We start from the raw sequence: 25902 nt of genomic DNA, 5'->3' as shown, positions 1-25902 counted from the left end.
GGCGAAGAACCGCTGACCCCTGCGCATCACATCCATACGTATTCCGCTCTACAGGTCTTTCTCATGACGTTTGCTTCTACAGATCCTTCTAAAAGAGCAGGCGGCTGGAGCGCCGTGCTGGCGATGTCGTTGGCCGCGTTCGCCCTGGTCGCTTCAGAGTTCATGCCCGTCAGCCTGCTGACGCCCATCGCGGCTGACCTGCACATCACCGAAGGTCAGGCAGGGCAGGGGATTTCCGTGTCCGGTGCCTTTGCATTGATCACCAGTCTGTTGATTGCCTCGGTCGCCGCTCGCATCGAACGGAAGAAATTGTTGTTAGGCCTGACCTTGCTGATGATCGTCTCCGGTACGGTCGTCGCGTTCGCCCCGGGCTACGCGTCATTCATGTTTGGACGTGCCTTGATCGGGATTGCGATTGGTGGTTTCTGGTCACTGTCGGCGGCGACCGCCATGCGTTTGGTGCAACCTGATCAGGTTTCCCGTGCGTTGGCCATCGTCAATGGTGGTAACGCTCTGGCGACGGTCATCGCCGCTCCGGCGGGGAGCTTTCTGGGCTCGTTGATCGGCTGGCGCGGCGCATTCTTCTGTGTGGTGCCGGTCGCAGCGTTGGCAGCCGTGTGGCTGCTGATCAGCCTGCCGTCCTTCAAGGCCGAACGCCAGGTAAGTAGCGGCAATGTCCTGCGGCTGATGAAGCAGTTGCCAGTTGCTTTGGGCATGGTCGCCGTCAGCGTATTTTTCATGGGCCAGTTCATGCTGTTCACGTACCTGCGGCCCTTTCTTGAGGGCGTGACTGGCGTCAGTGTCTCAACCTTGTCGTTCATGCTGCTGGGGCTGGGGCTGGCCGGTTTTATCGGCACCTTTTTGATCGAGCGGTTTATGGGGCGCGGCCTCTACCGCACGCTGACCGCCGTGTTGCTCGGAATCTGGGGGCTGGTCGCCACGGCCGCGCCGGTTGGCTGGTGGACGTGGCTGGCGCAGACGCTCCCGGATGATGCGGAAGCCGGAGGCGGCTTGCTGGTGGCCATCGTCCAACTGGCGATCGCCGGCGGCGCAATCATTGGCGGTCTGGCCTTTGATTTGAGCGGCTACAAAGCCACCTTCGAGCTTAGCGCCGCTGTCCTGGTCGCCGCGTCTGTGCTGGCCTGGCTGGCCGGGCGCAATGCCACGGAAGTTCATCTAACCGAATCGAACGCGACAGCCTGACGAGATCACCTGCAACCGGTTTCGCCTTATGGCTCAAGCATCAAACTGCGCCAAACGATAACGGGCGGTTGAGCCTGCGCATCATGCGGTTGAGGCACTTGCTGCTTCTCTGGCGAAATCACCTCGGCTGATGAGCGCTCAAGCAGTAAAAGCGGTGCAGTGTCTACGGTCGACTCATGAGTAGGCGACGTGGTCATTTGAGCAAAACAACCACCTTGCCCTTGGCGCGTCCCTGCTCAACGTACTTCAATGCTTCAGCTGTTGATTCAAAGGGGAAGGAACGATCAACCACAGGTTTGATGATTCCGTCCTCAACGAGCGCGGTGATGTGTTGCAGTTGAGCGCCATTGGCCCGCATGAACACGAACGCGTAGCTGACATCCTGCTTGCGCGCTTTGCGACGAATGCCAAGGCTCAACAGGCGCATGACTTGCTGCAATGGCCAGGACAATCCTTGCTCCCTCGCGAACTGCACAGTGGGTGGGCCCGAGATGGAAATGAGTTGACCACCGGGTTTCAGGACCACGAGTGATTTCTCCAACACGTCGGCGCCAAGGCTGTTCAGCACCACGTCGTAGTCACGCAGTACATTTTCGAAGTTCTGCTGTTTATAGTCGATGACTAGATCGGCCCCCAGCGCCTTGACCCATTCGACATTGGCGGTGCTGGTAGTTGTGGCGACAAACGCACCGAGGTGTTTGGCAAGCTGAACCGCAATGGTGCCGACGCCGCCAGAACCTGCGTGAATCAGCACTTTCTGGCCCTTTTGCAGCCGGGCGGTTTCAACCAGTACTTGCCAGGCGGTCAGTGCAACCAAGGGCAGGGATGCGGCTTGTGCCATGTCGGTATTGGCGGGTTTCAGGGCGACCGCGTTTTCGTTCACGGCGATCAATTGGGCGAAGGTCCCGATCCGCGCTTCGGGCGGGCGAGCGTATACCTCGTCTCCCGGTTTGAAGCGTGTCACCTGCGGGCCGACTTCAACCACAACCCCCGCCAGGTCATTACCCAATATCAACGGAAAGGCGTAGGGCAGAATCAGCTTGAAGTCGCCTTTGCGGATCTTCGAATCCAGCACGTTGACACTGCTCGCATGGACCTCGATCAAGACGTCGTGGGCACCGACGGCGGGGGCGGGCGCTTCGCCAATGCGTCCGGGATTCTTGCCATAGCCATCAATCAGAAATGCTTTCATCGTGGTGCGGCTCTTGCTGGTTGTACGGAGGGTAGTCGGTGGGTTGCGGTGTTGCTGCGTGACGTGATCAAGCATCGAGAAACGCCTGCGCCTTGGCCACAAAGTCGGCGTGATGCTGGAAAATCCCGCCGTGCCCGGCATCCTCATAAATCACCAACTGTGCGTTGGGGATAAGCCTGGCCAGCTCAAACGAGTTAACGCTGGGCACCATGAGGTCGTTGTCGCCGTTGACGATTAGCGTCGGCGTGCGTAAGTGCCCAAGCGCTTGCCGCTGTTGTCTGCCCCACGCGGTGATGGCTCTCAATTGCCGCAGGAAGGCGCGGGGCGTCGGGCCCTTGTCGCGATTTTTTTTGCGTGCCTTTAGGCGTCTTAAATACTGCGAGGCAGACCGTCGCCCATTGGCCGACGAGGTGAAGAAAAGGTAGAACTTGGGATCGCGCAGGGTCAGCAAGCCTTTGAGGATCAATGGCCATGACACTGTGCCGACCTTGTCGATGCCGGTGCCGCCCGCCGGTCCAGTACCGGTCAGAATCAACCGGCGTACCAAGTCAGGCGCCTTGAGTGCAATATCCTGAGCGACGAAACCTCCGAGGGAGAAACCGAGCACATCCACGGTTTTCAGCCCCAGCGCCCTGATCAGCTGGATGGCATCGTCGGCCATTTCGCTCACCGTCAGTGGCGCGGTTCCACCCGAGTTGCCGATGCCACGATAGTCGGTGGTGATGACGCGTCTGGTTTGCGCCAGGCCATCGATGATCGCGGGGTCGAAGTTGTCCAGCACGGCACCCCAATGGTTGAACAATACAAGGGGCACGCCGGTTGCGGGCCCGGTATCGCGGTAGGCGAAGGGAATGCCGTTGACCGTGATCGACTGGTTCGCCGTGTCAATAAATGGCGTCGGCAAACCCGAGCGGGAATTTGTCTGCATTGAACTCATTGTCACTCCGGCCAGCGGGCAGGATTCGATGCAATGCCGTGTGCCTGCATCGAATCTGCCGCGAATGCTCGCTAGCAAAAAAATCACTGTGGCGTCTGGTAGCGTTGGGCGACCGCAGACTGGCGGATTTGCCCCAGCAGGCCCTGGCGTGCGCCCTGCAGGTCATCCCAGCGCTCAGCTTCGTGCAGCGGCGGGATGGTCACAGGTTCGCGACGATCGAAGCCGACCAGTGCGGCATCCACCAGATCTCCCACTTCCATGATTTCGCTCAGGGTATTGATGTCGACGCCGGAGCGATCCCAGATTTCCGTGCGGGTGGCGGCGGGCAACACGGCTTGCACGTAGACGCCCTGAGGCGAAAGCTCCAGGCTCAGGCCTTGGGAAAGGAATAGCACGAAGGCCTTGGTCGCACCGTAGACCGTCATGCCGAACTCCGGCGCCAGACCCACCACCGAACCGATGTTGATGATTGCGCCGTCGCCGGCCTTGGCCAGGCGTGGGGCGATGGCGCTGGCGAGCCGCACCAGCGCTGTGGTGTTGAGGGCGACCAGTTGCGCAACGCTGTCGGTGCTTTGGTCGACGAAGTGGCCGGACAGCGCAGCGCCGGCGTTGTTGACGAGAACGCCGATGCGGGCGTCATCGCGCAGGCGGCTTTCAACGGTGTTGAGATCGCCGAGTTGGGTCAGGTCTGCGGGGATGACATCGACGGCGACGTCGTGCTCGCTGCGCAAACGCGCTGCCAGTGTGTCCAGGCGAGCCTTGTCGCGGGCGACCAGTACCAGATCGTGGCCACGTTGCGCGAAGCGTTCGGCGTAGACGGCGCCAATGCCGGTGGAGGCGCCGGTGATGAGAACAGTAGGGCGAGTGCTCATGGGGTATCTCTCTTTCAGGAGGTGAGAAACAGAACGCGCTCAGCTTGCGCTGACGCTTTATTCAGCCAGCGTCGGGTAGTCGATGTAGCCCGCCGCGCCGCCGCCATAGAGGGTGGCGGGATTGAACGCGGACAGCGGCGCGCCCTGCTTGAGGCGCTCCACCAGATCCGGGTTGCCAATGAACGGGCGACCGAAGGCGATCAGGTCGGCCTGGTCTTCGGCGAGCCGCGCGTTCGCCAGGTCCAGGTCATAGCCGTTGTTGGCGATATAGGTGTTTTTGAAGCGCTGGCGCAGGGCACCGAAATCGAAAGGGGCCACGTCGCGCGGGCCGCCGGTCGCGCCTTCGACCATGTGCAGATAAACCACACCGAGGGCGTCGAGTTGCTCGACGACGTAATTGAATTGCGCCTGCGGATCGCTGCTAGACACGCCATTGGCCGGCGACACGGGAGACAGGCGCACGCCAGTGCGATCCGCGCCGATCTCGTTGATGACAGCCGCCGTCACTTCGAGCAACAGACGCGCACGATTTTCAATCGAGCCGCCGTAAGCGTCGGTGCGCAGATTGGCGTTGTCCTTGAGGAATTGATCCAGCAAGTAGCCGTTTGCACCGTGAATCTCCACGCCATCGAACCCGGCATCGATCGCGTTGGCCGCAGCCTGGCGGAAATCGGAGACGATCCCCGGCAGTTCGCTGGTTTCCAGGGCGCGGGGTTCGGAGACGTCTTCAAAGCGGTTGTTGACGAACACTTTGGTCGCGGCACGCAGCGCAGAAGGGGCCACCGGTGCGGCGCCGTTTTCTTGCAGGTCAACGTGTGAAACGCGGCCGACATGCCACAGCTGCAGGAAGATTTTTCCGCCCTTGGCGTGGACGGCATCAGTGACTGTGCGCCAACCGTCAATCTGTGCCTGGGTGTAGATCCCGGGGGTGTCCTGATAACCCTGACCCTGTCGGGAAATCTGAGTAGCTTCGCTGATCAGCAAACCGGCGCTGGCGCGCTGGCTGTAATAGGTCGCCGCGAATTCGCTCGGGACAAAGCCCTGGCCCGCGCGGTTGCGTGTCAGCGGTGCAAGAACGACGCGGTTCGACAGGGCGAGACTGCCTAGGTAAGGGGTGAACAGAGTCTGTTTGGTCATCTGATGAATCTTCCGTGCCCGTGGATGGAGATCGGTGGGTGTGAAATTAGGATGATGATCGAAATCTAAACTGTCAACGGTTTTGATTATGGTCGACATCTATGTATCATCGGACGCAGGAATTCCCGCTGAACACGAGGTATTGCACGTGAGAGTGACCAAGGCCCAGGCGCAGGCCAATCGAGAACACATCGTTGAAACGGCCTCAGAGCTGTTCCGTGTGCGTGGTTTTGACGGCGTCGGTGTAGCGGACCTCATGGCGGCTGCCGGTTTCACTCATGGAGGCTTCTACAAGCACTTCGGTTCGAAGGCCGACCTGATGGCCGAAGCCTCGGCCTGCAGTCTTGGCAAATCGTTAACAGGTGCCCAGGCGCTCGACGTGCCCGGTTTCATCAACGTCTATGTGAACAAAGAACATCGCGACGGACGCGGCAGCGGTTGCACTATGGCCGCACTGTGTGGCGACGCGGCGCGTCAGACGGACGATGTGAAAGCGACGTTTGCTGAAGGCATTGAACGCACCTTGCAAACCCTGGGGGGAAAATATCCGACAGGGCCGGATGCCGCAGAGGGTGAGGGGAGAAAGAAAATGATCGACCTGCTGTCGCGTGCGGTCGGCGCGATTATTTTGTCGCGTGCTTGCCCCGATGACTCCGCACTTGCTGATGAAATCCTTGAGGTGTGCCGGGCAGAAATGCTTGCTTCATTGCCGGTCGAGGACGTGGAGCCGGAGTAGATAGGGCGCTCACTCAAAGCGTAGTTTCAGTAGAAGTGCGATGTTGATGCAGGGAACAGAAAACCAATTTGAGTCCAAAACTATGGATCACGAATGACGGGTTGCGATCGTTCGTGGGCGGCTGCTATCGGCCGGCCCTTGATGATCTTCGTGATGGTCGTGGCGCACTTCCTTGCCCGGGTGAGCGGTGGTTTACGCAGTCAACAACCCTTTCGTCTCGGCTTCATTCCGACATTGCTTCCGGAGCTGACGGGCCGACTCGATGGATTCTTGCTTGGTAATGGTCAGTCGGCACCGGATTTAACGAACTCGCCGCGCAGCTTCCCGCACCGGTAGGTGACGATTTTTCGATTCTCGATCTGAGGAATCGGACCGGCCATGGCCTACCTCTTCAATTCCGCTGGCCGGCAATTGCGGCCAGGTCTGTCGGTGACCTCCAGTCGGGCGCTGTCCTCCGTTACCGGATGCGCCGCATTGGGTTATGGCAAAATGATGTCGGATCGGTTAACTTTTGCGGCTCGGCATGAGGCCGAAGGGAGATCAAAATGGCCGTTGTTCGTGAAAGTGCCTTACAAACTGCCCTCATATCTGTGCTGATCGCATCAGAAAGGTTTGGTGTAAATCTCGATGACTTGGTTGCTCACGCGCTTTCAATGACCAAGAGCTGCCCCCGTGAACCTTCGGTATCGGACTTTATTCCGACCCGTGCAAGCATCGAGTTGCAGAATGCCTATGATGCTGTTTTGAGGGGAAAGAGCGAGCCACTCAAGCAGGCATGAGTCCAGGCACGACAATTTTGTCGTCAGGCTCTGGCGGATCAGGCGGCTGGCGCAGAATCGTGAATCACGTCCATCTGTGCCGCACCGTCGAGCCGTGCCGCCGCTATCCGCTGTTCGGCCATGGCTGCATAGTCCGGGTTTAGTTCGCACAGGATCGATTTCAGCCTTCCTGTATGGCGACCACCGCCTTGATCCTGCCACGGGCGCTGTCTTGACTATAGGTGCCATGCCCCCAGCCAACGCCGTTTGGCTTCCTGGCCACCGCTTTCATATTTCCGTTGCTACTCGGCAGGGTTTCTTCCTGGCCTATCTGCCCGTCGACGCCGTCATCCCGCAACTCGAAGTAGGGCGGTCTGGTCAAACAGCACTGCACTGACTGGTCGGGCATAGTCCACATCATGTCGATGCATTCACCGATCAATATAGGGTGGGAAGGGGCCATGGGCTGTTCCAGGTAGACCTATGAGGCTGGCGTATTGGCGTTTTATTCGGGAATGGTCTATTTGTTGATAGCTGGCATTAAGCTTGGATAAAGAGAAGTAAAAATGCTCGGGCGATGGACCAAGAGTTTGCGTGTGGACAGGGCGCCTGGCCGGCTGTTATATCAAGTCAGGGGTTTTTAGGGGGTAGACAGTTCTCATCATCTAAATTGATGGCGAACTGACGGAACCCGATCTATTTAATCTAGGTGTCTCGTCTTCCTGGAGGGCGATTTACTCAACCTGTGCGTTTGGATGAATCGTGTAACTTAAATGGAGTTTTCTATGAGATTAATAGGTTTTCACGCTACTAGATCTGGACATAGGGCATCTTTGACAAGCGGTCTGAGAGTCGTGCCAGGGGCTTGGGATCATGCATCAGGCGGGGAGTTGGGAAGTGGATTTTATGTAATAAAATCCTTTAAAAAAACACCGGCCCTTTATACTTATGGATATGGGATTGCTTCTACTGTTGTTCCTCAGGAGGGAGTTGATATATGGGCTGTATATTGCAATCGAGAGTTGGTCGATATGGAGAGCTTTGCGGTTCCAGAAGCTCAGCAGTGGCAAAACATACCTGCGGACTATTGCAATAATTATGATTGGCTGTCGAATGCCAGTGAAAACCCAGCTGTGCAGATCAAATTCAACCCTAGGGCTTATCGTTATCTAAAGATTGAGTTGACTCAGGTGTTGACTCTTGAGCAGGCTGAAGATTTAGTGTTTGGTCCGTGATCGGTTTTATATTTATATGCTGGTCTGTTTTGGGTATGGATTAGATCAATCAATACGTGTTTCAGTGCGTGGATGTTTCTGGCCTCGTTTTTGTTCCGTTATCCCACGTTGGGGACTTTGACCGAGGCGCCGCGCCTGGCGAAGACCACGGCGTCGGTTCGGGTCTCGCCGGGCTGGTGGCTGAATGCATTGTTCGTCGCGTCGTCCAGCCACGTGTGCCGGTGACCGACATTCTGGCCATGGCTCAGCAACCCAGAAATGTGCGGCGCCGCTCACATTTACGAAATATGGCGCCACTGTAACCGTGGGAAATTCGATCAGCGGGCCGCCCTGCGCCCAGTCCGTGCAGGGTGGGCCGCGATTTTGGGGTTAGTTGTTACTCTCGATTGCCTTAACCAAATAGGGTGCAACATATCGAGATCCATCGAAATTTAGATGGCTGTTATCGCTATAGAGCAAGCGTCCATCCTTCGCCAGATAGCAGCGATTTTCATCGCAAAGCTTGGTGGAAAGATCGAGTATTTTAACTTGCGGGAAGTCATTGGTTGCCGCTTCTACAAGCGCTTTGTAATCTGCGAAAGGCTGGTTTTTGTCGAATTGCTCGCGCGGGAAGGAGCAGCGATCAGTGTTCTTTGTAAGCCTGAAAGGGCGTTCGGTACACGCTGAGGGCGCGTAGGGCAGGACTGGGTTATCCAGCAAAACAATGATTTTTTTGTTTGCTTGCGTCAGTGCCGAGAAAGTCCGCTTCATTCCTTCAGTGAGAGCTTTCTTATAGTCGCCATTGGAGGGATCTCTCATGTCAGTGGCATCTTGATAAGAGCAAATCGGAAGGTGAGCCAGAATAACGACTTTGATTTTCGGGTCGTCAATTATGTAGTCATACGCGCGGTTTATAAGCTTGTAGGCGCCTTTCCTGACTTTTTGAGCATTTTTGTCTTGCTGAGCAGTGGCGACATCAATATAGGGCGCCGCACAGCTGGCTGCAAATACCGCAACCCCTTCGCTTGGCTTCAGCAGCTCGCTAATACCCAGAAATAGGTGGCCAGCATGAGAGTCGCCAACAATGGCAACGGAGTTGTCTGCCTCTCTCTGGAAGCGGCAGGCATTGTCCGTGATGCTAGTCCAATCCGGGAACCGTTTTTCACAGTTTGCCTGTGACAGAGCCATGGTTTGATAACTCTTTGTCAAGGCCATGGTTTGAGTCTCGTCAGCACTGCTTTGGCTGACAAGGCCCTTATAGCCAATGGCCCCCGCCACCAGCATGACTGAAACCAGTGCGACGACTTTGCCCAATCTGCGGTTGCTGCTGCGGAATGGGGGTTCAACAAACTTGTATGTGAGCCATGCAAGTCCGATTGCGAGCAGGACTGCAGCCAGTCGTATTTCTCGGCCAGGCTCGTCGCTCTGAACAATCCTTGCAAACGACAGCAGTGGCCAATGCCACAGGTACAGCGGGAAGCTGATCAGACCGATAAATACCGCTAGTTTATTCGAAAGCAGGAAACGGTTGACGCGTGCTTGCGGACCCGCAGCAATCAACAGGACAGCTCCGGTAACCGGTGCAAGTGCAAACCAGCCGGGAAACGCGTCAGATTTATGGACAAAAAACATTGCCCAAACAACCAGGGCGAAACCAAGTACACCAGCCAGATCATCAAGCAATGCACGAAGTGGCGTCCGCGCTGTTGCCCCGCCGCCTTGAAGAGCGAGCCATGCCAGGATACTCCCTGCAAGCAGTTCCCATGCGCGACTCGGTAGCAGGAAGAATGTTGCAACAGGATTGCTGGTGACATGGGTGATATTGATGGCAAAGGACACAAGTGCGATCACGATGGTCACAGCCAACATGTTTGCGCGCAGTTTCCATGCTCCCCACAGCACCAATGGCCAAATCAGGTAGAACTGCTCTTCAATAGCCAGAGACCAGAGGTGTAACAGTGGTTTAAGTTCTGCGGCAGTGTCGAAATAACCACTTTCACTCCAGAATGCAAAGTTGGCGATGAACGTGGCACCGGCAGTCACATGTTTGCCAAGTTGTCGATACTCATCATCGAGCAGTACGAGTTTGCCTATTATCAAACAAGATGCCAGAACAACGATTAGCGCGGGGAATATTCGACGTATCCGGCGAGAGTAGAAGTCGCTGAAGCTGAATGTGTCTTTTGCGAGACTTTTAAGTAGTATCGTACCGATCAGAAAACCGGATATCACGAAGAATACATCGACACCAACAAACCCACCGGGAAGTAAAGACGGGAAAGCATGGTAGATGACAACACCCAGAACGGCCAGGGCGCGCAGCCCATCAATATCCGGACGGTATTGGATGTTCGGATTACTCATAATTTTCCTATTGGTTTCAAAGCAGCTTGCCGTGATGGGGGGGAGATTCTAAAGAGTCGCTGCATGAATATTCAACTCTCCCAGCGTTTGGCTCGCTGATGATCCTTTCGAGGACTTGTCTCGTGGAATGGACTTGCACGCTATTTTTCATGCGAGCCCCTTTTGCCTTGCAGTAATCATTCACCCCATTTTCTACCGTTTGTTCACTTTAGAGTCTTCCAGACTTCGGTCGAAGCGGTGCGCTTGGCATAAGCGTTGAAGTCGTTCGCAGGCCGCCCCAAAGCTTCGGGCCTGTCAGCTCATAGAGTTTTGCGGTGTGGCCCGCAGCTGTGAGGGCGTGCACGGCGACACTCTGCGGTTGAATGTGAGTTGCCCTCATAAAAGTTGCGATGGGGTGACGGAGCGTTTCCGGCGCTGTCTGTAGATTCAAATGGTACTGGCACGATGAGTTTCCAATTGAGGCGTACAAAAACTCACCATAGCATCGGCAGATCTGCACAGGGGTAAACGCATCCGCAAAAAGGGCCGGGCAGGCCGGCCCGTTGTGAGGGGATGTCTAGGCGAAGGCCTGGCCGGTAAAGCCCCTTGGCAAACGCTGAAGACCTGCCATGGCCGTCAGGCGGTCGATCCATTCAGAACGCCAATTTGATTCGTGATGTGACGCCTTGGCATGACGCGCGGCCCGTCGTGCGGCATTGCGCTGGTCCTTGCGTGCATCCTTATAGGCTTCAGTGTTGCGGCAGCTGCGGCATTTGACGCGATTGAGCTCGGAGCTCGCGCTGAGATTGTTGCCCTTGTGACCACAGGCAAGATGCCCGTCGACTTTGAAATGAGTGACCATGAGACGTCTCCTTGGTGACGTGTAAAGGGTTTGACCTTTCACCACCAGGGACGTTCTTTGTAACTGACCACACGCAAATCAGCGGATTACCGGAAACGTGGCAGCGGCCGATCGACAGGTTTTAGCGATGACAGGGTGCTGCGGATCAGCGGAGTGTCCTTTTCAATGTCGTTCAGACGGTCACGGATACGCAGGGCGGTCGGGTGCCCGCCTTGATGATCGACCCAGTCGGCGATCTCTTTGCAGGCCGCGGCGAGGCGCGCCTCCCGGGCCTCGAGCAAGGTAAGAAGCGTGGTGATGGACTCTCTTTCGGACATGGAACACCTCCGTTCGGTAAACCGCTCTGAGGCAGCAAAAAGCCCGCGAAGCGCGAGCTCTCTGCCGTTGGGGCGCTGCTCCTTCAGCTCGTTTGAGTATAGACCCGTAAATGACAGCTATCAGCCGCAAGACTCATCGACGGTTACTCGGGCGCTGGCGGCATTGAGCCGCAGGCATTCTTGCCGGGCGTCTTCCTCGAGATCGTAGCCGTCGCCGATGAAGCCGCCGGTGCGGGTGTCGCTGATGCGATACCAGCCAATGGCTTCGGCAGGCTCATGAAGACTTTCTCCGGCGCGGCGACCGTGAATGATGATCTTGTTGCAATGCTTCACGACGAATATGTCTTCCATGGCGTCACCGCAGCTGATGCGTGTCAGATCAACTATAGAAGCCCTGACCGATCATGCAAAAAATACACAGCTCAATTTGTCGGCTGGAGCAACCAGCCTGAGGGGTGCCAGTGCAGGTTGTGCGTCGGGCACAACGCTTGTCGGAGTTTCTGGTCGTGTGAAACCACAACAATTGCTCCCGGAAATGTCTGCAAAGCCTGTTCAAAAGCTTCAACAGACGGCAGATCCAGATGATTGGTCGGCTCGTCGAGCAGCAACAGTTGTGCGGGCGTTTCCCTCCACAAGGCCAGCGCCAGTGCCGCTTTCAGTCGTTCGCCACCACTCAGTGAACCGCAAGGTTGCGTGGCGCGCCGGGCATCGAGCTGCAACTGAGCAAGGTAACTGCGCAGAGTGCCTTCACTCAGCGTCGAGCCTTGAGCTGTCAGCTGTTCAGTGATGGAGTGCTGCTCGTCCAGCAGATTCAGTTGCTGATCGAGAAATGCGCAAGGCACATGAGTCGTGCAATGTCCGGTGACAGCATGCAACTCCCCCGCGAGCATTTTCAGCAAGGTGGACTTGCCGCAGCCGTTTGGGCCACTGACAGCGATCCGCATCGGACCGCACAACCAGAAGCTCAGTCTGCTTGTCGGCGCATCAGGCGGCAACCAGGGCAAACCTGCATCAATCACCGTACAGACCTGGCGCGCGGTCGGCACGCTGCTGCCCGGCAGGTTGACCAGCACACAATCCTCGGGGGTTACCTTGGCGTAGGCATCACGCACCTGAGCATTCAATTCGGATTTGCGCCGCTCATGTACAGAACGGACATGACCCATGATTTCGCGGGCGGCGCCCTTGATGGCGACGCGTTCGAAACTGGCGATGTTGGCCGTATCGGCATTGCGACTGGAGGTTGCCGCGTGTCGCTGTATGGTGTCGTGCTCGCGCCGCAACCTGATCTGTTCGCGATGGCGTTCGCTCCTGGCCTGATCGAGGCGAGCCTGCGCGGCCGCTTGATGAATTTTCTGCTGCTCTCGAAACGCCGAGTAGTTGCCACCAAACTCGTTCGCGCCTGCGGCGGTCAGCTCGACCGTGCGCTGCATGCAATCAAGCAATTGCCGATCATGACTGATGACGATCAACCCGCTTCGCCAACGTTCGAGCATGCCCAGTAGCCATTGCCGGCCGACAGCATCCAGATGGTTACTCGGCTCATCGAGAATCAACAGAGATGTGTGGTTTAAAAAGGCGCCAATCAGAGCAATGCGGGCCTGCTGACCACCACTCAGATTGCCGACCCGGTCGTCAAAGCCAGTCTTTGCCAGCCCTGCGTCATCCAGCAACCGTCGCAAACGTTCTGCGAAATCCCATTGTTCACCGACAATGTCGAAATCCTCGATTGAACCCTTGCCCTCGCTCAGACGATCAAGTGCCAGAAGAATGGCTGTGCTGCCTGTTGCGTCGGCGACTGTGAGGTTGGCTGGTACGACGGGGTTTTGTTCCATGTAGGCGGTTGTCACGGAGCAGACCACGCTACCGTTGGTTGGCTGTAAACGCCCGGCGATCAAGCGTCCCAGTACGCTTTTGCCGACGCCATTGCGCCCGACGATGGCGGTTGGTGTGTGGTCGAATTTCAGATTGATTTCATTGAAAATCGTCTCGCCATTGGCGAACTGGAAACCCAGTTGATTCAGGGAGACGAGGGCAGGCGTACGCGAGACGTGAGTCATCGGCACCTCCAAAAAATGTCGTGAACACTGACAAGCGCCTTGAAAGGCGTGTCGCGATTACATTTTTGAAGGCTTAGTTGTTCACTTCTGCGGTCATCCCGAGGAGGAGAAAGCCGCAAGCCTAGCCAAAACGTCTGCAGGGTTCAAGGTGCGGTTGCCATGTCGGCCATTCGCTCAAGAAACATTGCCAGGGCGACTTCCTCTGCGCGCAAGCCCTTGCGCACCCGAGGCCTTGGAAGTTCAGCCAGCGCGCCCAGCATGAACTGCTCGACCACAGCCGGGTGGATGTAGCACTTGCGACAGACCGCTGGCGTATTGCCCAGTTGCCGGGCGACGCCCTTGACCATCTCCAACACATGGCGTTTGGCCTCGCTTTCCGACTCCCATTGCAGCTCTCGCAATACCGCCAACGCCAGAGCACTGCCGGCCCAGGTGCGGTAGTCCTTGGCGGTGAAGTCTGCGCCGGTGAGGGTTTTCAGGTACGAGTTGACGTCTTGTGAACTGACGGTGTGCCGCTCGCCATTTTCATCCAGATACTGAAACAGATTTTGCCCCGGAATCTCCAGGCAGCGCTTGATGATTTGCGCCAGTCGCCGATCCTTCACGGTGATCTGATGCTCGATGCCGCTCTTGCCCCGGAACTGGAACAGAATCGCGCTGCCATTGATCTCGACGTGCCGACTGCGCAATGTGGTGAGGCCGTATGACCGGTTATCCCGTGCGTATTGAGTGTTGCCGACACGGATCAGCGTGGCGTCAAGCAGTGTGATGACCGTGGCCATGACTTTGTCGCGGCTGAACCCCGGTGCTGCCAGCAGCGCTTCCAGTTGTTTGCGCAGCCTTGGCAACGCCATGCCGAACTCGCGCAGGCGCGAGTATTTGTCGGCATCGCGCACTTCACGCCAGCGTGGGTGATAGCGGTATTGTTTGCGCCCTCGAGCATCGCGGCCGGTGGCTTGCAGATGACCGTGAGGATCGGCGCAGATCCACACATCGGTATAGGCCGGCGGCACGGCCAGCGCATTGAGGCGTTTGACTTCGTCGGTATCGACGATTCGCTGTCCATGGGGGTCGAAGTAACAGAACTTGCCACGCAGCTTCTTGCGTGTGATTCCGGGTTGGGTGTCATCGACGTAATGCAGGTCCGAAGGCAACACTTCGGTCAGCGTGGCATCGGGCATGGCGGATTCCTTTGCGGCGGTCAACTGTTACAGCGATTGACCGCGTGCCCTGCCAGTCGTGCGAACCGATTCAGGCCAGAACCGCGACTGCCTTGATCTGCGCCCACAATGCCTGGCCCTGATGCACGCCCAGTTGATCCCGCGAGTACCGTGTAATCCGCGCCAGCAGCGGCGTGCCACCGGCGTCAAGGCGAATCAACACGTGCGCGGCATTGTCGGCAGGCATCTCGCTGACCACCCTGACCGGCAGTCGATTGAGAATGCTGCTGTGTTCGGTGTCGTGCAGCGTCAGGCTGATATCGCGGGCCTGTACTTTGCAGCGCAGTGCCTGGCCGACGTCCATCGGTGCGTGGGTCACGCGAATGCCCAGCAATGTGCCGGGCAATTGCAGGCAGAGCAACTGGTACTCGTGATCGTAGGAGATGACGTGCCCCTCGATGATCACTCCGGCGTCATCGCCCATCGCCAGTGGCAGGTCCAGTCGGGCGAGGGTTTCCCCGATCGGGCCACTGGCCAATGCTTTGCCGTCTTCGAGCAACACCAGATGATCGGCCAGACGCGCCACTTCATCCTGAGCGTGGCTGACGTAAAGAACCGGTATGTCGAGCTCGTCGTGCAGGCGTTGCAGGTAAGGCAGGATTTCACGTTTGCGCTGACTGTCGAGGGCTGCCAGAGGTTCGTCCATCAACAGCAATTTCGGACTGGTCAGCAAGGCGCGGGCGATGCCGACTCGCTGACGTTCGCCGCCGGACAGGTGCTGCGGATGACGCTCCAGCAAATGGCCGATCCCCAGCAGTTCGGTGGCTTGCGCCATGTCGACCCGGCGCTGGGTTCTCGCGATGCGTTTGAGGCCGAATTGCAGATTGGCCAACACCGAAAGGTGCGCAAACAGGCTGGCTTCCTGAAAGACATAGCCGAGCGAACGCTTGTGGGGCGGGACGAAAATACCGTTATCGCTGTCCTGCCAGATTTCATCGTTGATTCTGATGAAGGCATGGGGAGCCCGTTCAAGTCCGGCAATACAGCGCAGGCAGGTGGTCTTGCCCGAACCGGACTGCCCGAACAGCGCGGTCACGCCACGCCCGGGCAGGCTTAGATCGACATCCAGGCCGAAGCCCGGCCAGGCGAGTTTCAAGCGTGCTTCTATCATCGGTCAGCTCCAGCCTGAGCGCGACTTGCGGCTGGAATAGAGTGCCAGCAACACCAGGAACGAAAACACCAGCATGGCCCCGGCCAGCCAGTGTGCCTGCGAGTATTCCATGGCTTCGACGTGGTCGTAGATCTGTACCGAAACCACGCGGGTCTTGTCAGGAATATTGCCGCCGATCATCAGCACCACGCCGAATTCGCCCACGGTATGGGCGAAACCGAGGATTGCCGCGGTAACGAAACCCGGACGCGCGAGCGGCAGGATCACGCTGAAAAAAGTGTCCCAGGGATTGGCGCGCAAGGTGGCGGCCACTTCCAGTGGGCGAGTGCCGATGGCGGAAAAGGCGTTTTGCAACGGCTGCACCACAAAAGGCATGGAATAGAGCACCGAACCGATCACCAGCCCGGTGAAACTGAAGGTGAGCGTGCCAAGCCCCAGCCACTGGGTGAAATGGCCAAGAAAGCCATTCGGGCCCATTGCCAGCAACAGATAAAAACCGATGACGGTTGGCGGCAGCACCAAAGGCAAGGCGACGATGGCTCCGATGGGGCCGCGCAGCCAGGAACGGCTGCGCGACAACCACAGGGCAATCGGAGTGCCGATGACCAACAGGATCGCAGTGGTCAGAGACGCCAGTTTCAGGGTCAGCCAGATCGCCGCGAAATCGGCATTCGTCAGCGACATTTACAGCTGATAACCGTAGGACTTGATGACCGCAGCGGCTTTCGGGCCTTTGAGGTAATCAACCAGCGCCTTGGCAGCGGCGTTGTCCTTGCCTTTGTTCAGGATGACGGCGTCCTGCTTGATCGGGTCGTGCATGCTTGCCGGAACGATCCAGGCCGAGCCGCTGCTGACCTTGCCATCCTTGTAAATCTGCGAGAGGGCGACGAAGCCCAGTTCAGCGTTGCCAGTAGCAACGAACTGGTAGGCCTGGGTGATGTTCTGACCCTCGACGATCTTGGCTTTGGTCGCTTCAGTCAGTTTCAGCTTTTCCAGCACCTGAGTGGCAGCCAGGCCATAGGGCGCGGCTTTCGGGTTGGCAATGGACAGGTGCTGATACTCGTTTTTCTTCAGAACCTCGCCTTTTGCATCGACGTAACCTTCTTTAGCCGACCACAGCGCCAGGGTGCCAATGGCGTAGGTAAAGCGCGAGCCTTTGACGGTGTCGCCTTCTTTTTCCAGTTTTTCCGGGGTGGTGTCGTCAGCGGAGAGGAATACCTCGAATGGCGCGCCGTTCTTGATCTGGGTGTAGAACTGCCCGGTGGCACCATACGCGGCAACCAGTTTGTGCCCGGTGTCTTTTTCGAAATCGACAGCGATTGCCTGGATCGGTGCAGTGAAGTTGGCCGCGACGGCGACCTGCACTTCTTCGGCCTGAACAGCGCCAACGGCGAATACCGCAAGCAGGGAGGCCAAGCAGGCAGGGGCAAAACGTGAGGCACGAATGGTCATGTAACAGCTCCGTTGTTGGCAGGTGCAGCGGGCAGTTGTTGTTAGAGGGGTAGAGTGCGCCGATACGAGGGTCTGGTCCGCTATATATCTGAATATATAGCGAAATGCCGCTAAACGGAAAGTATTGGTTTCACATCAGGTGAGGGCGCGCAGCCTCTCACCCGATTGCGCTGGTTATCGAGCCAGTTTCGCCAGCGCGCCTTCAGCCAGCTGCCGGGTCAGTTCGGCGCTGCTCAGTTCCTTGCCCAGCGTGAACGCCTGGCCCGCCCACAGGTTGCTGAAGTCGGCTTCATCCTTGGCGCGCAGAGGCATCAGGGCGCCGCCAGCCAAGGGAAATGCGGGTGCCTTGCCCGACATCGGCCCCAGTTCGCGCATCACCCGGTTCATGATCCCCCGTGCGGGACGCCCGGTGAACAGGTTGGTGACCGCTGTTTCGCTTTCTTTCGCTGTGCGCAACGCCTTGTGATGGGAAGCGCTGACTTTCGCCTCCGGAGTGAACAGGTAGGCCGTACCGACTTGCACCGCCGACGCGCCGAGCATGAAGGCGGCTGCAACCCCTCGTGCATCGGCGATCGCGCCGGCAGCGATCACCGGCACTTTGACCGCGTCGACGATTTGCGGAACGAGGGCAAAGGTTCCGACCTGGCTGCTCAGGTCATCGCTGAGAAACATGCCTCGATGCCCGCCGGCCTCATAGCCCATGGCGATGATTGCGTCGCAACCGTTCTGTTCCAGCCAGATGGCTTCGTCGACTGTAGTCGCCGACGACAGGATTTTTGCCCCGGTGGCCTTGACCCGATCCAGCAGGGATTTTTCCGGCAGGCCGAAATGGAAACTCACCACTTCAGGACGAAACTCTTCCAGCACTTCGCAGGCTGCTGCATCAAAAGGCGCACGATTGGAAACCGGTGTGGGAGCGTCGAAATCGGCACCGAGTTCGCGGTAGTAAGGTTCCAGCAGATTCTTCCAGTCCCGTGCCCGCTGTTCATCGGGAGCCGGCGGCTGGTGGCAGAAGAAATTGACGTTGAAGGGTTTGTCAGTGCCCTGGCGGATGGTCTTCAACTCTTCGCGCAGTTGCTCGATGCTCAACATTGCCGCCGGCATCGACCCCAGGCCACCTGCGTTGCACACGGCGATGACCATCGAAGACTGGGTGGCACCGGCCATCGGGCCCTGGATGATCGGCAGTTCGATGCCAAACAGGTCGAGAATGCGGGTATCTGGCCATTGGCTCATTGGAAAAGACTCCGAAAGACAAAACAGGGCAGGACGCTCGAGCCGGTTTTTTACCAGCAAAAGCGGGTCGAGGGCCAGCCGGGATTGTGGCTTCACGGTAATTCCGGTCAACGCCGATGCAATCCGCCACCTCCGCAGGAGTGGTTCATGAATCACCCGCCGGTTGCAGCGATTGGCGGAAAGTCGAGTGGGGCAAAATGTTGCGGTGTGCTATTTGAATGCCACAATCCCAGAATCCTTCCCCAGAGAGGCAGTCATGTTCAACGGCATTCTGATCGACAAAGACGACACCGGTTATCGCGCCAGCCTGCAGGAAATCGGCGAGCAGCAACTGCCCGAGGGCGATGTGACCGTGCGTGTGGCTTACAGCACGCTCAACTTCAAGGACGGACTGGCGATTACCGGCAGCAGTCCGGTGGTGCGCAAGTTCCCGATGGTGCCGGGAATCGATCTGGCCGGTACGGTAGACGTCAGCTCGCATCCGGACTACAAGGCTGGCGATCAAGTGTTGCTCAACGGCTGGGGCGTGGGAGAAAGCCACTGGGGCGGCCTGGCCCAGAAGGCGCGGATCAACGGCGATTGGCTGATCCCGCTGCCCGAAGCGTTTTCCCCGGCACAAGCCATGGCCGTTGGCACGGCCGGTTACACCGCGATGCTGTGCATCATGGCGCTGGAACGTAACGGCGTGACGCCGGAGCAGGGTGAAGTACTGGTCACCGGCGCCAATGGCGGAGTCGGCAGCTTTGCCATCGCGTTGTTGCACACGCTGGGCTATCGGGTGGTGGCCTCCACGGGGCGGATCTCGGAGCATGCGTATCTTCAACAATTGGGCGCCAGCGAAATCATCGATCGCGCAACCTTGTCCGAACCTGGCAAACCATTGGCCAAGGAGCGCTGGGCGGCTGTCATCGATTCGGTCGGCAGCCATACCCTGGCCAACGCCTGCGCCAGTACCCGCGCCGAAGGTACGGTAGCGGCCTGTGGTCTGGCTCAGGGCATGGATTTCCCGGCGTCGGTAGCGCCGTTCATTCTGCGCGGGGTGACGCTGGCGGGAATCAACAGCGTGACTCAGCCCAAGGCGCGACGGATCGAGGCCTGGGAGCGTCTGGCCAAGGATCTGGACTTTTCCTTGCTGCCTCTGATCAGTCACGAGATCGGCCTCGGCGAAGTGATTGAAGCGGCTCCGAAATTGCTCGCCGGCCAGTTGCGCGGACGGGTTGTCGTGGACGTCAATCGCTGACGGGGGCCGGATCTGGAAGCACTTCGAAACCCATCCGCAGGTTTCGCGCCGCTGCGCCACCGACTTCGAGGCCCATCCGGGCCCCGAGTCGGTGGCCATCTATTCGTCAAGAGCGGGTTTCCCGGGACAACAACTCACGCTTGCGTTCCACGCCCCAGCGATAGCCCGAAAGGTTACCGTCGCTGCGGACCACGCGGTGGCAAGGGATTGCTACCGCGAGGCTGTTGGCGCCGCAAGCCTGGGCCACCGCCCGAACCGCTTTGGGTGAGCCGATGCGCTGGGCGATATCGGCGTAACTGGCGGTGCTGCCAACCGGTATTTCGCACAGTGCCTGCCAGACCCGCTCCTGAAACGCGGTGCCCCGCACATCCAGTGGCAGATCGAGGCCGATGGCCGGTGCTTCGATGAAACCGACGACATGGGCGATCAGTTGCTCGAACTCGGCATCAGCCCCGATCAGGTTTGCCCGGCGAAACTGATCCTGCAGGTCACAGACCAATTGATGCGGATCATCTCCCAGCAGAATCGCGCAGATTCCTCGCGCACTCTGGGCCACCAGAATGGCACCGAGCGAACACTGGCCCACCGCAAAACGAATGTCGTTGTTTTGCCCGGCAGCCCGGAAGTCGCCGGGTTTCATGCCCAGCAACTGGTCTGCTGCTTCATAGAAGCGGCTGTTGGAGTTGAAACCGGCGTCGTACAGCGCTTCGGTAACCGAGCTGCCATCCGCCAGGTGTTGCCGTACCCGACGAGACCGGTGCGCGGCAGCGTAGCCTTTGGGAGTCAGGCCGGTGGCGGCTTTGAAAACCCGATGGAAATGAAACGAACTCAGGCCAGCGGCTTGCGCGAGTTCATTGAGCGGCGGCAGGTTTTCGGCTGCTTCGATCTGGCGGCAGGCTGCCGCTACGGTCGCGGCATGTTGCGCGGCGATTTCGCTCTGATCCCTGCTCGCCCGTTTGCTGGGGCGATAACCCGCCGCTTCAGCTGCTTCGGCCGTGTCGAAGAACTCGACATTCTGCGGTTTCGGCAAGCGCGCCAGGCTGCTCGGGCGGCAATAGACGCCCGTGGTTTTGACGGCGTAGACAAATTGTCCATCCGCCCTTGGATCCCGTGCGACGACAGCGGCCCAGCGTGGATCGTCTTGAGTGCTCAAAGTGGTCGAAAGCGTTTTCATGATGGAGAGTCCGTTGACCTGTTGAATGTCAGGTTAACCAGTGCCGCCAACCGTAACACTCCGGCCCTTGCGGTCAAATTCCGCGAGGTTATCCCGCGGTGCGAAACGTCAGGTTGAAACGCTGCTCGCCCAGTTGCGGATGCCGACCGTGTCTGATCGGCAGGACGCCGTGGTAGCGCAGTCGGTCGACACCACCCCAGATCACCATGTCACCGTGCAGCAGCGAAATGCGCTGACTCCTGTCGCTGCGATTGAAGCCGCCGAACAGGAATGTCGCGGGCAAACCCAATGACAGGGAAACTATGGGCGCTGTGTAGGAGCTTTCGTCCTTGTCCTGATGCAAAGACATTTTTGCGCCGGGAATATAGCGGTTGATCAGGCAGGAATCCGGGACGAAACCGCAGAAGCCTGCCTGCAAGGCTGCTGTTTGCGCCAGTTCGCGAAACACGTCAGGCATCTGCGGCCAGGGCCGGTGGCTGATCGGATCTTCGGCCGAGTAGCGGTAACCGCCACGATCAGTGATCCAGCCAAGTGCGCCGCAACTGCTGGTGGCCACCGACATGCTGAACCCGCCAGGCGTCATCATGTGTCGCAACGGTGCGCGTTCGATGATCGAATCCAGAGCTGGCAGTAATCGTTCGGTACAGGACAGCGCGAAGCCGCGCAGCACCCAAGACTGCTCTCCAATCTGTTCAGAGCGGTGTGGCTGCTCGATGTCGGCGAAGAGGTCGAAATTGCTGTGCATGATGGTCAGGTTGCGTCGTGAAAGATGATGCCCAGAGTATGCCGTTTTCCGCTGTGCAAGCGACTTACGCCGTGACGCATGGTGACGCGATAGTCGCCGCGCAGGCCTTTGACCGGGCGCTGGTTGACGGCAAAGATCACCGCATCGCCTTTCTTCAGATCCATCACCAGTGGGCGAGACTGCATTCTTGGACGTTGTTCGGTCAGGACGAATTCACCACCGCTGAAATCCTCGCCAGGTTCTGACAGAAGAATCGCCACTTGCAGCGGAAAAATGTGTTCGCCGTACAAGTCCTGATGCAGACAGTTGTAGTCCTGAGGGCCGTATTGCAGCAAGAGCGGGGTAGGCCGCAGTTGACCGGCGGCATGGCAGCGCGCAAGAAAATCGCTGTGCAGGGGCGCAAACCGTTCCGGTATTGCCATTCGTTCATGCCAGCGGTTGGCCAAGGGGACCAGGCGCGCGTAAAGCGCACTGCGCAGGTGCTCCACCAATGGCGGCAGCGGGTAGCGCAGATACTTGTATTCGCCGCGCCCGAAACCGTGGCGGGCCATGATCACCTGCGAGCGGAACGGTTCGCTTTGCGGGTAAAGCGTACTCAGGCGATCGCAGGTTTGCGGGCGTAACAAAGAACGGATGACGGTACAGCCGTCCTGATCCAGCTGTTGTTCCAGTGCGACCCAGTCGAGCGTATCGAGGGGAGAGTCGGGTGACATCGGCATACTGATTCCTTGGCTTGCGTCCAGGCGATCAGTCTAGGCAACCCGCGAGGCCGGAACACTCCGGCGCTTGCGGTCGAATTGTCATCCGCGTCTTACAACGCCTTGCTGACGCTGATGTCGCTGATCACGTCTTCGCTTTGGCCGTGCAGGGCGTCCAGCGCAGCCTTGGCTTCTTCCGGCGTGCCGTTCTCCAGCTGGGCGAATTCGAAGCGGCGCTCGCCGTTCAATTTGTACTTGATGACATATTTGGTCGTTTGGGCCACGGTCATGCTTACCTGATTGTATTGATGGGGTCGATCAGCTGAGCTTCGAGCTGGAACGGCGGATGATCTTGATCGAGTGCGTCAGGGTCGGCTTGCGAGTCACGCTGATTGCGCGGCGGCTGACGGTGTCGATGGTGATGTTCCAGAAACCGGTGCTCGGCGCGGTGATACGGGCAGGAAATGTGTCGAACGCGCCGCCGTGATAGGTGTGACGGCCGCCGTTCTTGAAGCTGCGGAAGTTGGCGTCGTTCATCAGACGGATGTTGCAGGTTTGCGAGCACTGGATGACGACGATGTCGTCTTCGTTGAGATGCTCGCGCTGGTGAATAAATTTCATGGTCGCCTCCAGAAGGGCTTTTTCTACAAAATCAAAACGATAGCAAGGTCAATTGGCGGCAGTTTATCAGTCCGGACAGGTTATTATCCGGCCGTCGAGCGCTGCTTTGACAATTAAAAACAGTTATTCGCGATTCCATGTGCGTTAAATGCAATGGGCCTCGGAGAAAAACGGCATTCAGGCTGTCCGAGGGTCTTTATAGGAGATTCTGTATGAAGTGGGGTGTGGTCATTGTGCCGTTCGCATTGGCGATGGGTGGTTGCGCAAGTGTTTCGCAGATCAATGAAACGCTGCCGACCATGAACGTCATTTCCGGCAAAAAACCCCACGAGTACGCACAGTGTCTGGCCGACAAGCTGGCTCAAAGCCGCGGGGCCCTGCAAATGGAGCCGCACAAGGACGGTGTCAGGGTGATCGTGCCGGGGAAGTTGTCGTCCGGCCCGGCGGCGGTGTTTGACATCGAGGATCGCTCTGGCGGTAGCAGCATCAAGTTGCATGAGCGCATGTCCAATGTGCCGATACGTCCACGGGATGTACGCAATGCCGCCACGGCGTGCATTTCCGGCTGATAAACTGTCAGTCACCGGTATCGATGCCGTCCAGGTCACGCCTGGACGGCATTTTCATTTCAGGAGACGTGCATGAAGCGAGAACAGGTGCGCGAGCGCCATAGAGAGGGGCTTATTGAAGCCACCCATGTGATCCAGAATCCGGCGAACCCGGGTGAATGGATCGTATTTTTCAAGAAGAGCGCCGGACGCAGTTATTTTCTGGTGGATGAAAACGACGAAGTCGAATCCTTCGACCGGCTCGACGATCTGATCGAGGTGGTACGCGGACTGGGTATCAAGTTCGCCGAGATTCACATGTAGGCCCTTACTTGCAGACCACCACAACACTGCGATTCTTGTAATTACCGACGTCGACACCCAGCGTCTTGTCACTTTCTTTTGGCGCCGGCGTGCCGTCGGTTCCGACGATGCGGTAGCCGGTGCCGGCGCAGGAAGCATCGGCCTTTTCATAGCAGGCGGCCCAGGAATTGGCCTCACCGGAGCAGTCGATGCTCAGGCCTTGTTCACCATTGTTCAGATAAGTCGTTTCGGAAGTGGCGCAGCCGGCCAGGGCCAGAAGTGCAATCAGTGGCAGCATGCGGTGCAGGGTACGGGTGGTCATGGCGATGTCGTCTTCGGAAGGAGAGGGCTAGACGCTATGACAGCGCCGGTGTGAAAAGGTTATAGCGATTGGCCACGTCTTTGTGTGCGGGCCAAAAAAAGCCCTGCGCAGTGGCAGGGCCTGTTTGATCAGTCCTGATCCTTCCCGCGACGCTTCGGTGCAGGAGGTGTGTAATCAAGCACCGCGGCTACCTCAATTGCCATCGCTTCAGTGGGCAATGGGCCGGATACATCTTCGCCGTTGGCGGCGGTGATATGCCACTGGCCATCTTTTGCCTTGGCGACGGTGTACCCGTTGATGATTTTTGCTGCGGACATCTAGCGGCCTCGTTGGCTGGTTCAAAGGCGTCATGATAACGGGAAACGGGCGAACGGGCGCGGGTCGATGCGGTGTTCCTGAATCTTTGGGCTACGCTCAATGCGCAGCTTCTGCGTGCGGATTGAACTATCCGCCAGAATATTTCTCTATGTTGACATCGGTTAGCCAGTGCGGGGCATTGTAAGGTGCACGCCGCCTGATTAGACTGCGCCGAAACTCGTACACACAGCCCTTTCAAGGACTTATATGATCAAGAAATGCTTGTTCCCAGCAGCCGGTTACGGTACTCGCTTCCTTCCAGCGACTAAGGCCATGCCCAAAGAAATGCTGCCGGTGGTAAACAAGCCACTGATCCAGTACGGCGTCGAAGAAGCTCTGGATGCTGGTCTGACTGAGATCTCCATCGTGACCGGCCGTGGCAAGCGTGCTCTGGAAGACCACTTCGACATCAGCTACGAGCTGGAAAACCAGATCAAAGGCACCGACAAGGAAAAATACCTGGTTGGTATCCGCAAACTGTTGGACGAGTGCTCGTTCTCCTACACCCGTCAGACTGAAATGAAAGGCCTGGGTCATGCGATCCTGACCGGTCGTCCGCTGATCGGCGATGAGCCGTTCGCCGTAGTGCTGGCGGACGACCTGTGCGTCAACCTCGAAGGCGACGGCGTGCTGACCCAGATGGTCAAACTGTACAAGCAGTTCCGCTGCTCGATCATTGCCATTCAGGAAGTCGATCCGCAAGAAACCAGCAAGTACGGCGTAATCGCCGGCGAGATGATCCGCGACGACATCTACCGCGTACACAGCATGGTCGAGAAGCCAAAGCCGGAAGATGCTCCGTCGAACCTGGCGATCATCGGTCGTTATATCCTGACCCCGGACATCTTCGACCTGATCGAACAGACCGAGCCAGGGAAGGGTGGTGAAATCCAGATCACCGACGCCCTGATGAAACAAGCCCAGAACGGTTGCGTAATGGCCTACAAGTTCAAGGGCAAGCGTTTCGACTGCGGTGGTGCTGAAGGCTACATCGAGGCAACCAACTTCTGCTTCGAAAACTTCTACAAGACTGGCAAGGCCTACTGATAGCGCCTGATCTGTCTGAAGGTGCGTCACACGGTCTGAATCGTGTGACGCTAAAAACAAACGCCCCGACATGTTCGGGGCGTTTGCGTTTGTGGGGAGAAATAGTGCATCTCGATTCGATACGCGATGCAACGTCAAACAAATATTCGATTGTCAGCTGACATATTCGCTGCTGAACTGACTCGTCTTCGCCAGGG

Annotated in this window: 30 protein-coding genes; 8 read left to right on the top strand and 22 right to left on the bottom strand. The window is 58.0% G+C overall.

Translation table 11 applies throughout. The features are described 5' to 3' along the window. The first annotated feature begins 63 nt into the window (after positions 1-63). Positions 64-1203 (top strand): MFS transporter, encoded by a 1140-nt coding sequence (locus ACSPX5_RS10370; RefSeq protein WP_439821624.1) that lies wholly within the window; start codon positions 64-66, stop codon positions 1201-1203. 193 nt (positions 1204-1396) lie between these two features. Here the strand turns inward: ACSPX5_RS10370 and ACSPX5_RS10365 are convergent, their stop codons facing one another. From ACSPX5_RS10365 to ACSPX5_RS10350, 4 genes are all read right to left on the bottom strand, one after another. Then, positions 1397-2395, bottom strand: a complete 999-nt coding sequence (locus ACSPX5_RS10365) for an NADP-dependent oxidoreductase (RefSeq protein WP_439822026.1) — start codon at positions 2393-2395, stop codon at positions 1397-1399. Between the two features lie 67 nt (positions 2396-2462). Next, the gene (locus ACSPX5_RS10360) at positions 2463-3332 is read right to left on the bottom strand and encodes an alpha/beta fold hydrolase (RefSeq protein WP_439821623.1); all 870 of its coding nucleotides are present in this window, start codon (positions 3330-3332) and stop codon (positions 2463-2465) included. An 83-nt stretch (positions 3333-3415) separates the two neighbouring features. Continuing rightward, positions 3416-4204: an SDR family NAD(P)-dependent oxidoreductase gene (locus ACSPX5_RS10355; RefSeq protein ID WP_169430567.1), complete on the bottom strand. Its 789-nt coding sequence runs from the start codon at positions 4202-4204 to the stop codon at positions 3416-3418. 57 nt (positions 4205-4261) lie between these two features. Beyond that, positions 4262-5341, bottom strand: coding sequence for an alkene reductase (locus tag ACSPX5_RS10350; RefSeq protein WP_439821622.1), 1080 nt, complete (start codon positions 5339-5341; stop codon positions 4262-4264). 148 nt (positions 5342-5489) lie between these two features. Between ACSPX5_RS10350 and ACSPX5_RS10345 the strand changes: the two genes are divergently transcribed. Beyond that, positions 5490-6077 (top strand): TetR/AcrR family transcriptional regulator, encoded by a 588-nt coding sequence (locus ACSPX5_RS10345; RefSeq protein ID WP_439822025.1) that lies wholly within the window; start codon positions 5490-5492, stop codon positions 6075-6077. Between the two features lie 545 nt (positions 6078-6622). After that, on the top strand, positions 6623-6856 hold the full coding sequence (locus tag ACSPX5_RS10340) for a hypothetical protein (RefSeq protein ID WP_169430564.1): 234 nt from the start codon (positions 6623-6625) through the stop codon (positions 6854-6856). 160 nt (positions 6857-7016) lie between these two features. Here the strand turns inward: ACSPX5_RS10340 and ACSPX5_RS10335 are convergent, their stop codons facing one another. Beyond that, positions 7017-7298 carry a hypothetical protein gene (locus ACSPX5_RS10335; RefSeq protein ID WP_439821621.1) on the bottom strand — a complete coding sequence of 94 codons (282 nt, stop codon included), beginning with the start codon at positions 7296-7298 and terminating at the stop codon, positions 7017-7019. Positions 7299-7620: 322 nt separating this feature from the next. Here ACSPX5_RS10335 and ACSPX5_RS10330 point away from each other — a divergent pair, with 322 nt between their 5' ends. Next, entirely contained in the window at positions 7621-8070 is a 450-nt protein-coding gene (locus ACSPX5_RS10330; protein WP_169430562.1) for a hypothetical protein, read from the top strand. A gap of 369 nt (positions 8071-8439) precedes the next feature. Here the strand turns inward: ACSPX5_RS10330 and ACSPX5_RS10325 are convergent, their stop codons facing one another. From ACSPX5_RS10325 to ACSPX5_RS10280, 10 genes are all read right to left on the bottom strand, one after another. After that, the gene (locus tag ACSPX5_RS10325) at positions 8440-10413 is read right to left on the bottom strand and encodes an acyltransferase family protein (protein WP_439821620.1); all 1974 of its coding nucleotides are present in this window, start codon (positions 10411-10413) and stop codon (positions 8440-8442) included. A 556-nt stretch (positions 10414-10969) separates the two neighbouring features. After that, positions 10970-11254 carry a hypothetical protein gene (locus ACSPX5_RS10320; protein ID WP_439821619.1) on the bottom strand — a complete coding sequence of 95 codons (285 nt, stop codon included), beginning with the start codon at positions 11252-11254 and terminating at the stop codon, positions 10970-10972. An 86-nt stretch (positions 11255-11340) separates the two neighbouring features. Beyond that, positions 11341-11571, bottom strand: coding sequence for a hypothetical protein (locus tag ACSPX5_RS10315; RefSeq protein ID WP_085710047.1), 231 nt, complete (start codon positions 11569-11571; stop codon positions 11341-11343). Positions 11572-11691: 120 nt separating this feature from the next. After that, complete coding sequence (locus tag ACSPX5_RS10310) at positions 11692-11922, bottom strand: hypothetical protein (RefSeq protein ID WP_169430559.1); 231 nt, start codon at positions 11920-11922, stop codon at positions 11692-11694. Between the two features lie 71 nt (positions 11923-11993). Further along, a complete protein-coding gene (locus ACSPX5_RS10305) occupies positions 11994-13631 on the bottom strand; it encodes an ABC-F family ATP-binding cassette domain-containing protein (protein ID WP_439822024.1) in 1638 nt (545 codons plus the stop codon). A 143-nt stretch (positions 13632-13774) separates the two neighbouring features. Further along, positions 13775-14812 carry a DNA topoisomerase IB gene (locus ACSPX5_RS10300; RefSeq protein WP_439821618.1) on the bottom strand — a complete coding sequence of 346 codons (1038 nt, stop codon included), beginning with the start codon at positions 14810-14812 and terminating at the stop codon, positions 13775-13777. Positions 14813-14882: 70 nt separating this feature from the next. Further along, entirely contained in the window at positions 14883-15962 is a 1080-nt protein-coding gene (modC, locus tag ACSPX5_RS10295) for a molybdenum ABC transporter ATP-binding protein (protein ID WP_439821617.1), read from the bottom strand. 3 nt (positions 15963-15965) lie between these two features. Further along, on the bottom strand, positions 15966-16646 hold the full coding sequence (gene modB, locus ACSPX5_RS10290; RefSeq protein ID WP_207865784.1) for a molybdate ABC transporter permease subunit: 681 nt from the start codon (positions 16644-16646) through the stop codon (positions 15966-15968). Continuing rightward, entirely contained in the window at positions 16647-17414 is a 768-nt protein-coding gene (modA, locus tag ACSPX5_RS10285; protein ID WP_439821616.1) for a molybdate ABC transporter substrate-binding protein, read from the bottom strand. A 174-nt stretch (positions 17415-17588) separates the two neighbouring features. Continuing rightward, positions 17589-18650, bottom strand: a complete 1062-nt coding sequence (locus ACSPX5_RS10280) for an NAD(P)H-dependent flavin oxidoreductase (RefSeq protein ID WP_439821615.1) — start codon at positions 18648-18650, stop codon at positions 17589-17591. Positions 18651-18906: 256 nt separating this feature from the next. Here ACSPX5_RS10280 and acuI point away from each other — a divergent pair, with 256 nt between their 5' ends. Beyond that, positions 18907-19890, top strand: coding sequence for an acrylyl-CoA reductase (NADPH) (gene acuI / locus ACSPX5_RS10275; protein WP_439821614.1), 984 nt, complete (start codon positions 18907-18909; stop codon positions 19888-19890). A 106-nt stretch (positions 19891-19996) separates the two neighbouring features. On the opposite strand, the gene ada is transcribed toward acuI, so the two are convergent. From ada to ACSPX5_RS10250, 5 genes are all read right to left on the bottom strand, one after another. Then, complete coding sequence (gene ada / locus ACSPX5_RS10270) at positions 19997-21064, bottom strand: bifunctional DNA-binding transcriptional regulator/O6-methylguanine-DNA methyltransferase Ada (RefSeq protein ID WP_323160542.1); 1068 nt, start codon at positions 21062-21064, stop codon at positions 19997-19999. Between the two features lie 88 nt (positions 21065-21152). Then, positions 21153-21809, bottom strand: coding sequence for a DNA oxidative demethylase AlkB (gene alkB / locus ACSPX5_RS10265; RefSeq protein WP_439821613.1), 657 nt, complete (start codon positions 21807-21809; stop codon positions 21153-21155). A 5-nt stretch (positions 21810-21814) separates the two neighbouring features. Beyond that, positions 21815-22528, bottom strand: coding sequence for a 2OG-Fe(II) oxygenase (locus ACSPX5_RS10260; protein ID WP_439821612.1), 714 nt, complete (start codon positions 22526-22528; stop codon positions 21815-21817). Between the two features lie 92 nt (positions 22529-22620). Then, a complete protein-coding gene (locus ACSPX5_RS10255; protein WP_169430549.1) occupies positions 22621-22797 on the bottom strand; it encodes a hypothetical protein in 177 nt (58 codons plus the stop codon). Positions 22798-22825: 28 nt separating this feature from the next. Further along, on the bottom strand, positions 22826-23128 hold the full coding sequence (locus ACSPX5_RS10250; RefSeq protein WP_039768744.1) for a DUF1883 domain-containing protein: 303 nt from the start codon (positions 23126-23128) through the stop codon (positions 22826-22828). Between the two features lie 212 nt (positions 23129-23340). On the opposite strand from ACSPX5_RS10250, the gene ACSPX5_RS10245 reads away from it, so the two are divergent. Together ACSPX5_RS10245 and ACSPX5_RS10240 are read left to right on the top strand one after the other, a co-directional pair. After that, positions 23341-23697: a hypothetical protein gene (locus ACSPX5_RS10245; RefSeq protein WP_169430548.1), complete on the top strand. Its 357-nt coding sequence runs from the start codon at positions 23341-23343 to the stop codon at positions 23695-23697. Between the two features lie 72 nt (positions 23698-23769). Next, positions 23770-24000, top strand: a complete 231-nt coding sequence (locus ACSPX5_RS10240) for a hypothetical protein (RefSeq protein ID WP_169430547.1) — start codon at positions 23770-23772, stop codon at positions 23998-24000. 4 nt (positions 24001-24004) lie between these two features. Here the strand turns inward: ACSPX5_RS10240 and ACSPX5_RS10235 are convergent, their stop codons facing one another. Both ACSPX5_RS10235 and ACSPX5_RS10230 read right to left on the bottom strand, forming a co-directional pair. Next, entirely contained in the window at positions 24005-24301 is a 297-nt protein-coding gene (locus ACSPX5_RS10235) for a hypothetical protein (protein ID WP_169430546.1), read from the bottom strand. 128 nt (positions 24302-24429) lie between these two features. Then, on the bottom strand, positions 24430-24618 hold the full coding sequence (locus ACSPX5_RS10230; RefSeq protein ID WP_096821531.1) for a hypothetical protein: 189 nt from the start codon (positions 24616-24618) through the stop codon (positions 24430-24432). A gap of 247 nt (positions 24619-24865) precedes the next feature. On the opposite strand from ACSPX5_RS10230, the gene galU reads away from it, so the two are divergent. Then, positions 24866-25705, top strand: coding sequence for a UTP--glucose-1-phosphate uridylyltransferase GalU (galU, locus tag ACSPX5_RS10225; protein WP_007912230.1), 840 nt, complete (start codon positions 24866-24868; stop codon positions 25703-25705). Positions 25706-25902: the final 197 nt, after the last annotated feature.

The organism is Pseudomonas sp. HLG18, from assembly GCF_051903985.1.
GTDB lineage: Bacteria > Pseudomonadota > Gammaproteobacteria > Pseudomonadales > Pseudomonadaceae > Aquipseudomonas > Aquipseudomonas fluorescens_BT.
The sequence above is the reverse complement of the archived record's forward strand: the minus strand, read 5'-3'. Positions and strand labels throughout refer to the sequence as shown.

Coding starts and splice junctions, on each gene's coding strand:
- ACSPX5_RS10370 (WP_439821624.1), top strand. CDS start 64: ATGACGTTTGCTTCTACAGATCCTTCTAAAAGAGCAGGCGGCTGGAGC.
- ACSPX5_RS10365 (WP_439822026.1), bottom strand. CDS start 2,395: ATGAAAGCATTTCTGATTGATGGCTATGGCAAGAATCCCGGACGCATT.
- ACSPX5_RS10360 (WP_439821623.1), bottom strand. CDS start 3,332: ATGAGTTCAATGCAGACAAATTCCCGCTCGGGTTTGCCGACGCCATTT.
- ACSPX5_RS10355 (WP_169430567.1), bottom strand. CDS start 4,204: ATGAGCACTCGCCCTACTGTTCTCATCACCGGCGCCTCCACCGGCATT.
- ACSPX5_RS10350 (WP_439821622.1), bottom strand. CDS start 5,341: ATGACCAAACAGACTCTGTTCACCCCTTACCTAGGCAGTCTCGCCCTG.
- ACSPX5_RS10340 (WP_169430564.1), top strand. CDS start 6,623: ATGGCCGTTGTTCGTGAAAGTGCCTTACAAACTGCCCTCATATCTGTG.
- ACSPX5_RS10335 (WP_439821621.1), bottom strand. CDS start 7,298: ATGGCCCCTTCCCACCCTATATTGATCGGTGAATGCATCGACATGATG.
- ACSPX5_RS10330 (WP_169430562.1), top strand. CDS start 7,621: ATGAGATTAATAGGTTTTCACGCTACTAGATCTGGACATAGGGCATCT.
- ACSPX5_RS10325 (WP_439821620.1), bottom strand. CDS start 10,413: ATGAGTAATCCGAACATCCAATACCGTCCGGATATTGATGGGCTGCGC.
- ACSPX5_RS10320 (WP_439821619.1), bottom strand. CDS start 11,254: ATGGTCACTCATTTCAAAGTCGACGGGCATCTTGCCTGTGGTCACAAG.
- ACSPX5_RS10315 (WP_085710047.1), bottom strand. CDS start 11,571: ATGTCCGAAAGAGAGTCCATCACCACGCTTCTTACCTTGCTCGAGGCC.
- ACSPX5_RS10310 (WP_169430559.1), bottom strand. CDS start 11,922: ATGGAAGACATATTCGTCGTGAAGCATTGCAACAAGATCATCATTCAC.
- ACSPX5_RS10305 (WP_439822024.1), bottom strand. CDS start 13,631: ATGACTCACGTCTCGCGTACGCCTGCCCTCGTCTCCCTGAATCAACTG.
- ACSPX5_RS10300 (WP_439821618.1), bottom strand. CDS start 14,812: ATGCCCGATGCCACGCTGACCGAAGTGTTGCCTTCGGACCTGCATTAC.
- modC (WP_439821617.1), bottom strand. CDS start 15,962: ATGATAGAAGCACGCTTGAAACTCGCCTGGCCGGGCTTCGGCCTGGAT.
- modB (WP_207865784.1), bottom strand. CDS start 16,646: ATGTCGCTGACGAATGCCGATTTCGCGGCGATCTGGCTGACCCTGAAA.
- modA (WP_439821616.1), bottom strand. CDS start 17,414: ATGACCATTCGTGCCTCACGTTTTGCCCCTGCCTGCTTGGCCTCCCTG.
- ACSPX5_RS10280 (WP_439821615.1), bottom strand. CDS start 18,650: ATGAGCCAATGGCCAGATACCCGCATTCTCGACCTGTTTGGCATCGAA.
- acuI (WP_439821614.1), top strand. CDS start 18,907: ATGTTCAACGGCATTCTGATCGACAAAGACGACACCGGTTATCGCGCC.
- ada (WP_323160542.1), bottom strand. CDS start 21,064: ATGAAAACGCTTTCGACCACTTTGAGCACTCAAGACGATCCACGCTGG.
- alkB (WP_439821613.1), bottom strand. CDS start 21,809: ATGCACAGCAATTTCGACCTCTTCGCCGACATCGAGCAGCCACACCGC.
- ACSPX5_RS10260 (WP_439821612.1), bottom strand. CDS start 22,528: ATGCCGATGTCACCCGACTCTCCCCTCGATACGCTCGACTGGGTCGCA.
- ACSPX5_RS10255 (WP_169430549.1), bottom strand. CDS start 22,797: ATGACCGTGGCCCAAACGACCAAATATGTCATCAAGTACAAATTGAAC.
- ACSPX5_RS10250 (WP_039768744.1), bottom strand. CDS start 23,128: ATGAAATTTATTCACCAGCGCGAGCATCTCAACGAAGACGACATCGTC.
- ACSPX5_RS10245 (WP_169430548.1), top strand. CDS start 23,341: ATGAAGTGGGGTGTGGTCATTGTGCCGTTCGCATTGGCGATGGGTGGT.
- ACSPX5_RS10240 (WP_169430547.1), top strand. CDS start 23,770: ATGAAGCGAGAACAGGTGCGCGAGCGCCATAGAGAGGGGCTTATTGAA.
- ACSPX5_RS10235 (WP_169430546.1), bottom strand. CDS start 24,301: ATGACCACCCGTACCCTGCACCGCATGCTGCCACTGATTGCACTTCTG.
- ACSPX5_RS10230 (WP_096821531.1), bottom strand. CDS start 24,618: ATGTCCGCAGCAAAAATCATCAACGGGTACACCGTCGCCAAGGCAAAA.
- galU (WP_007912230.1), top strand. CDS start 24,866: ATGATCAAGAAATGCTTGTTCCCAGCAGCCGGTTACGGTACTCGCTTC.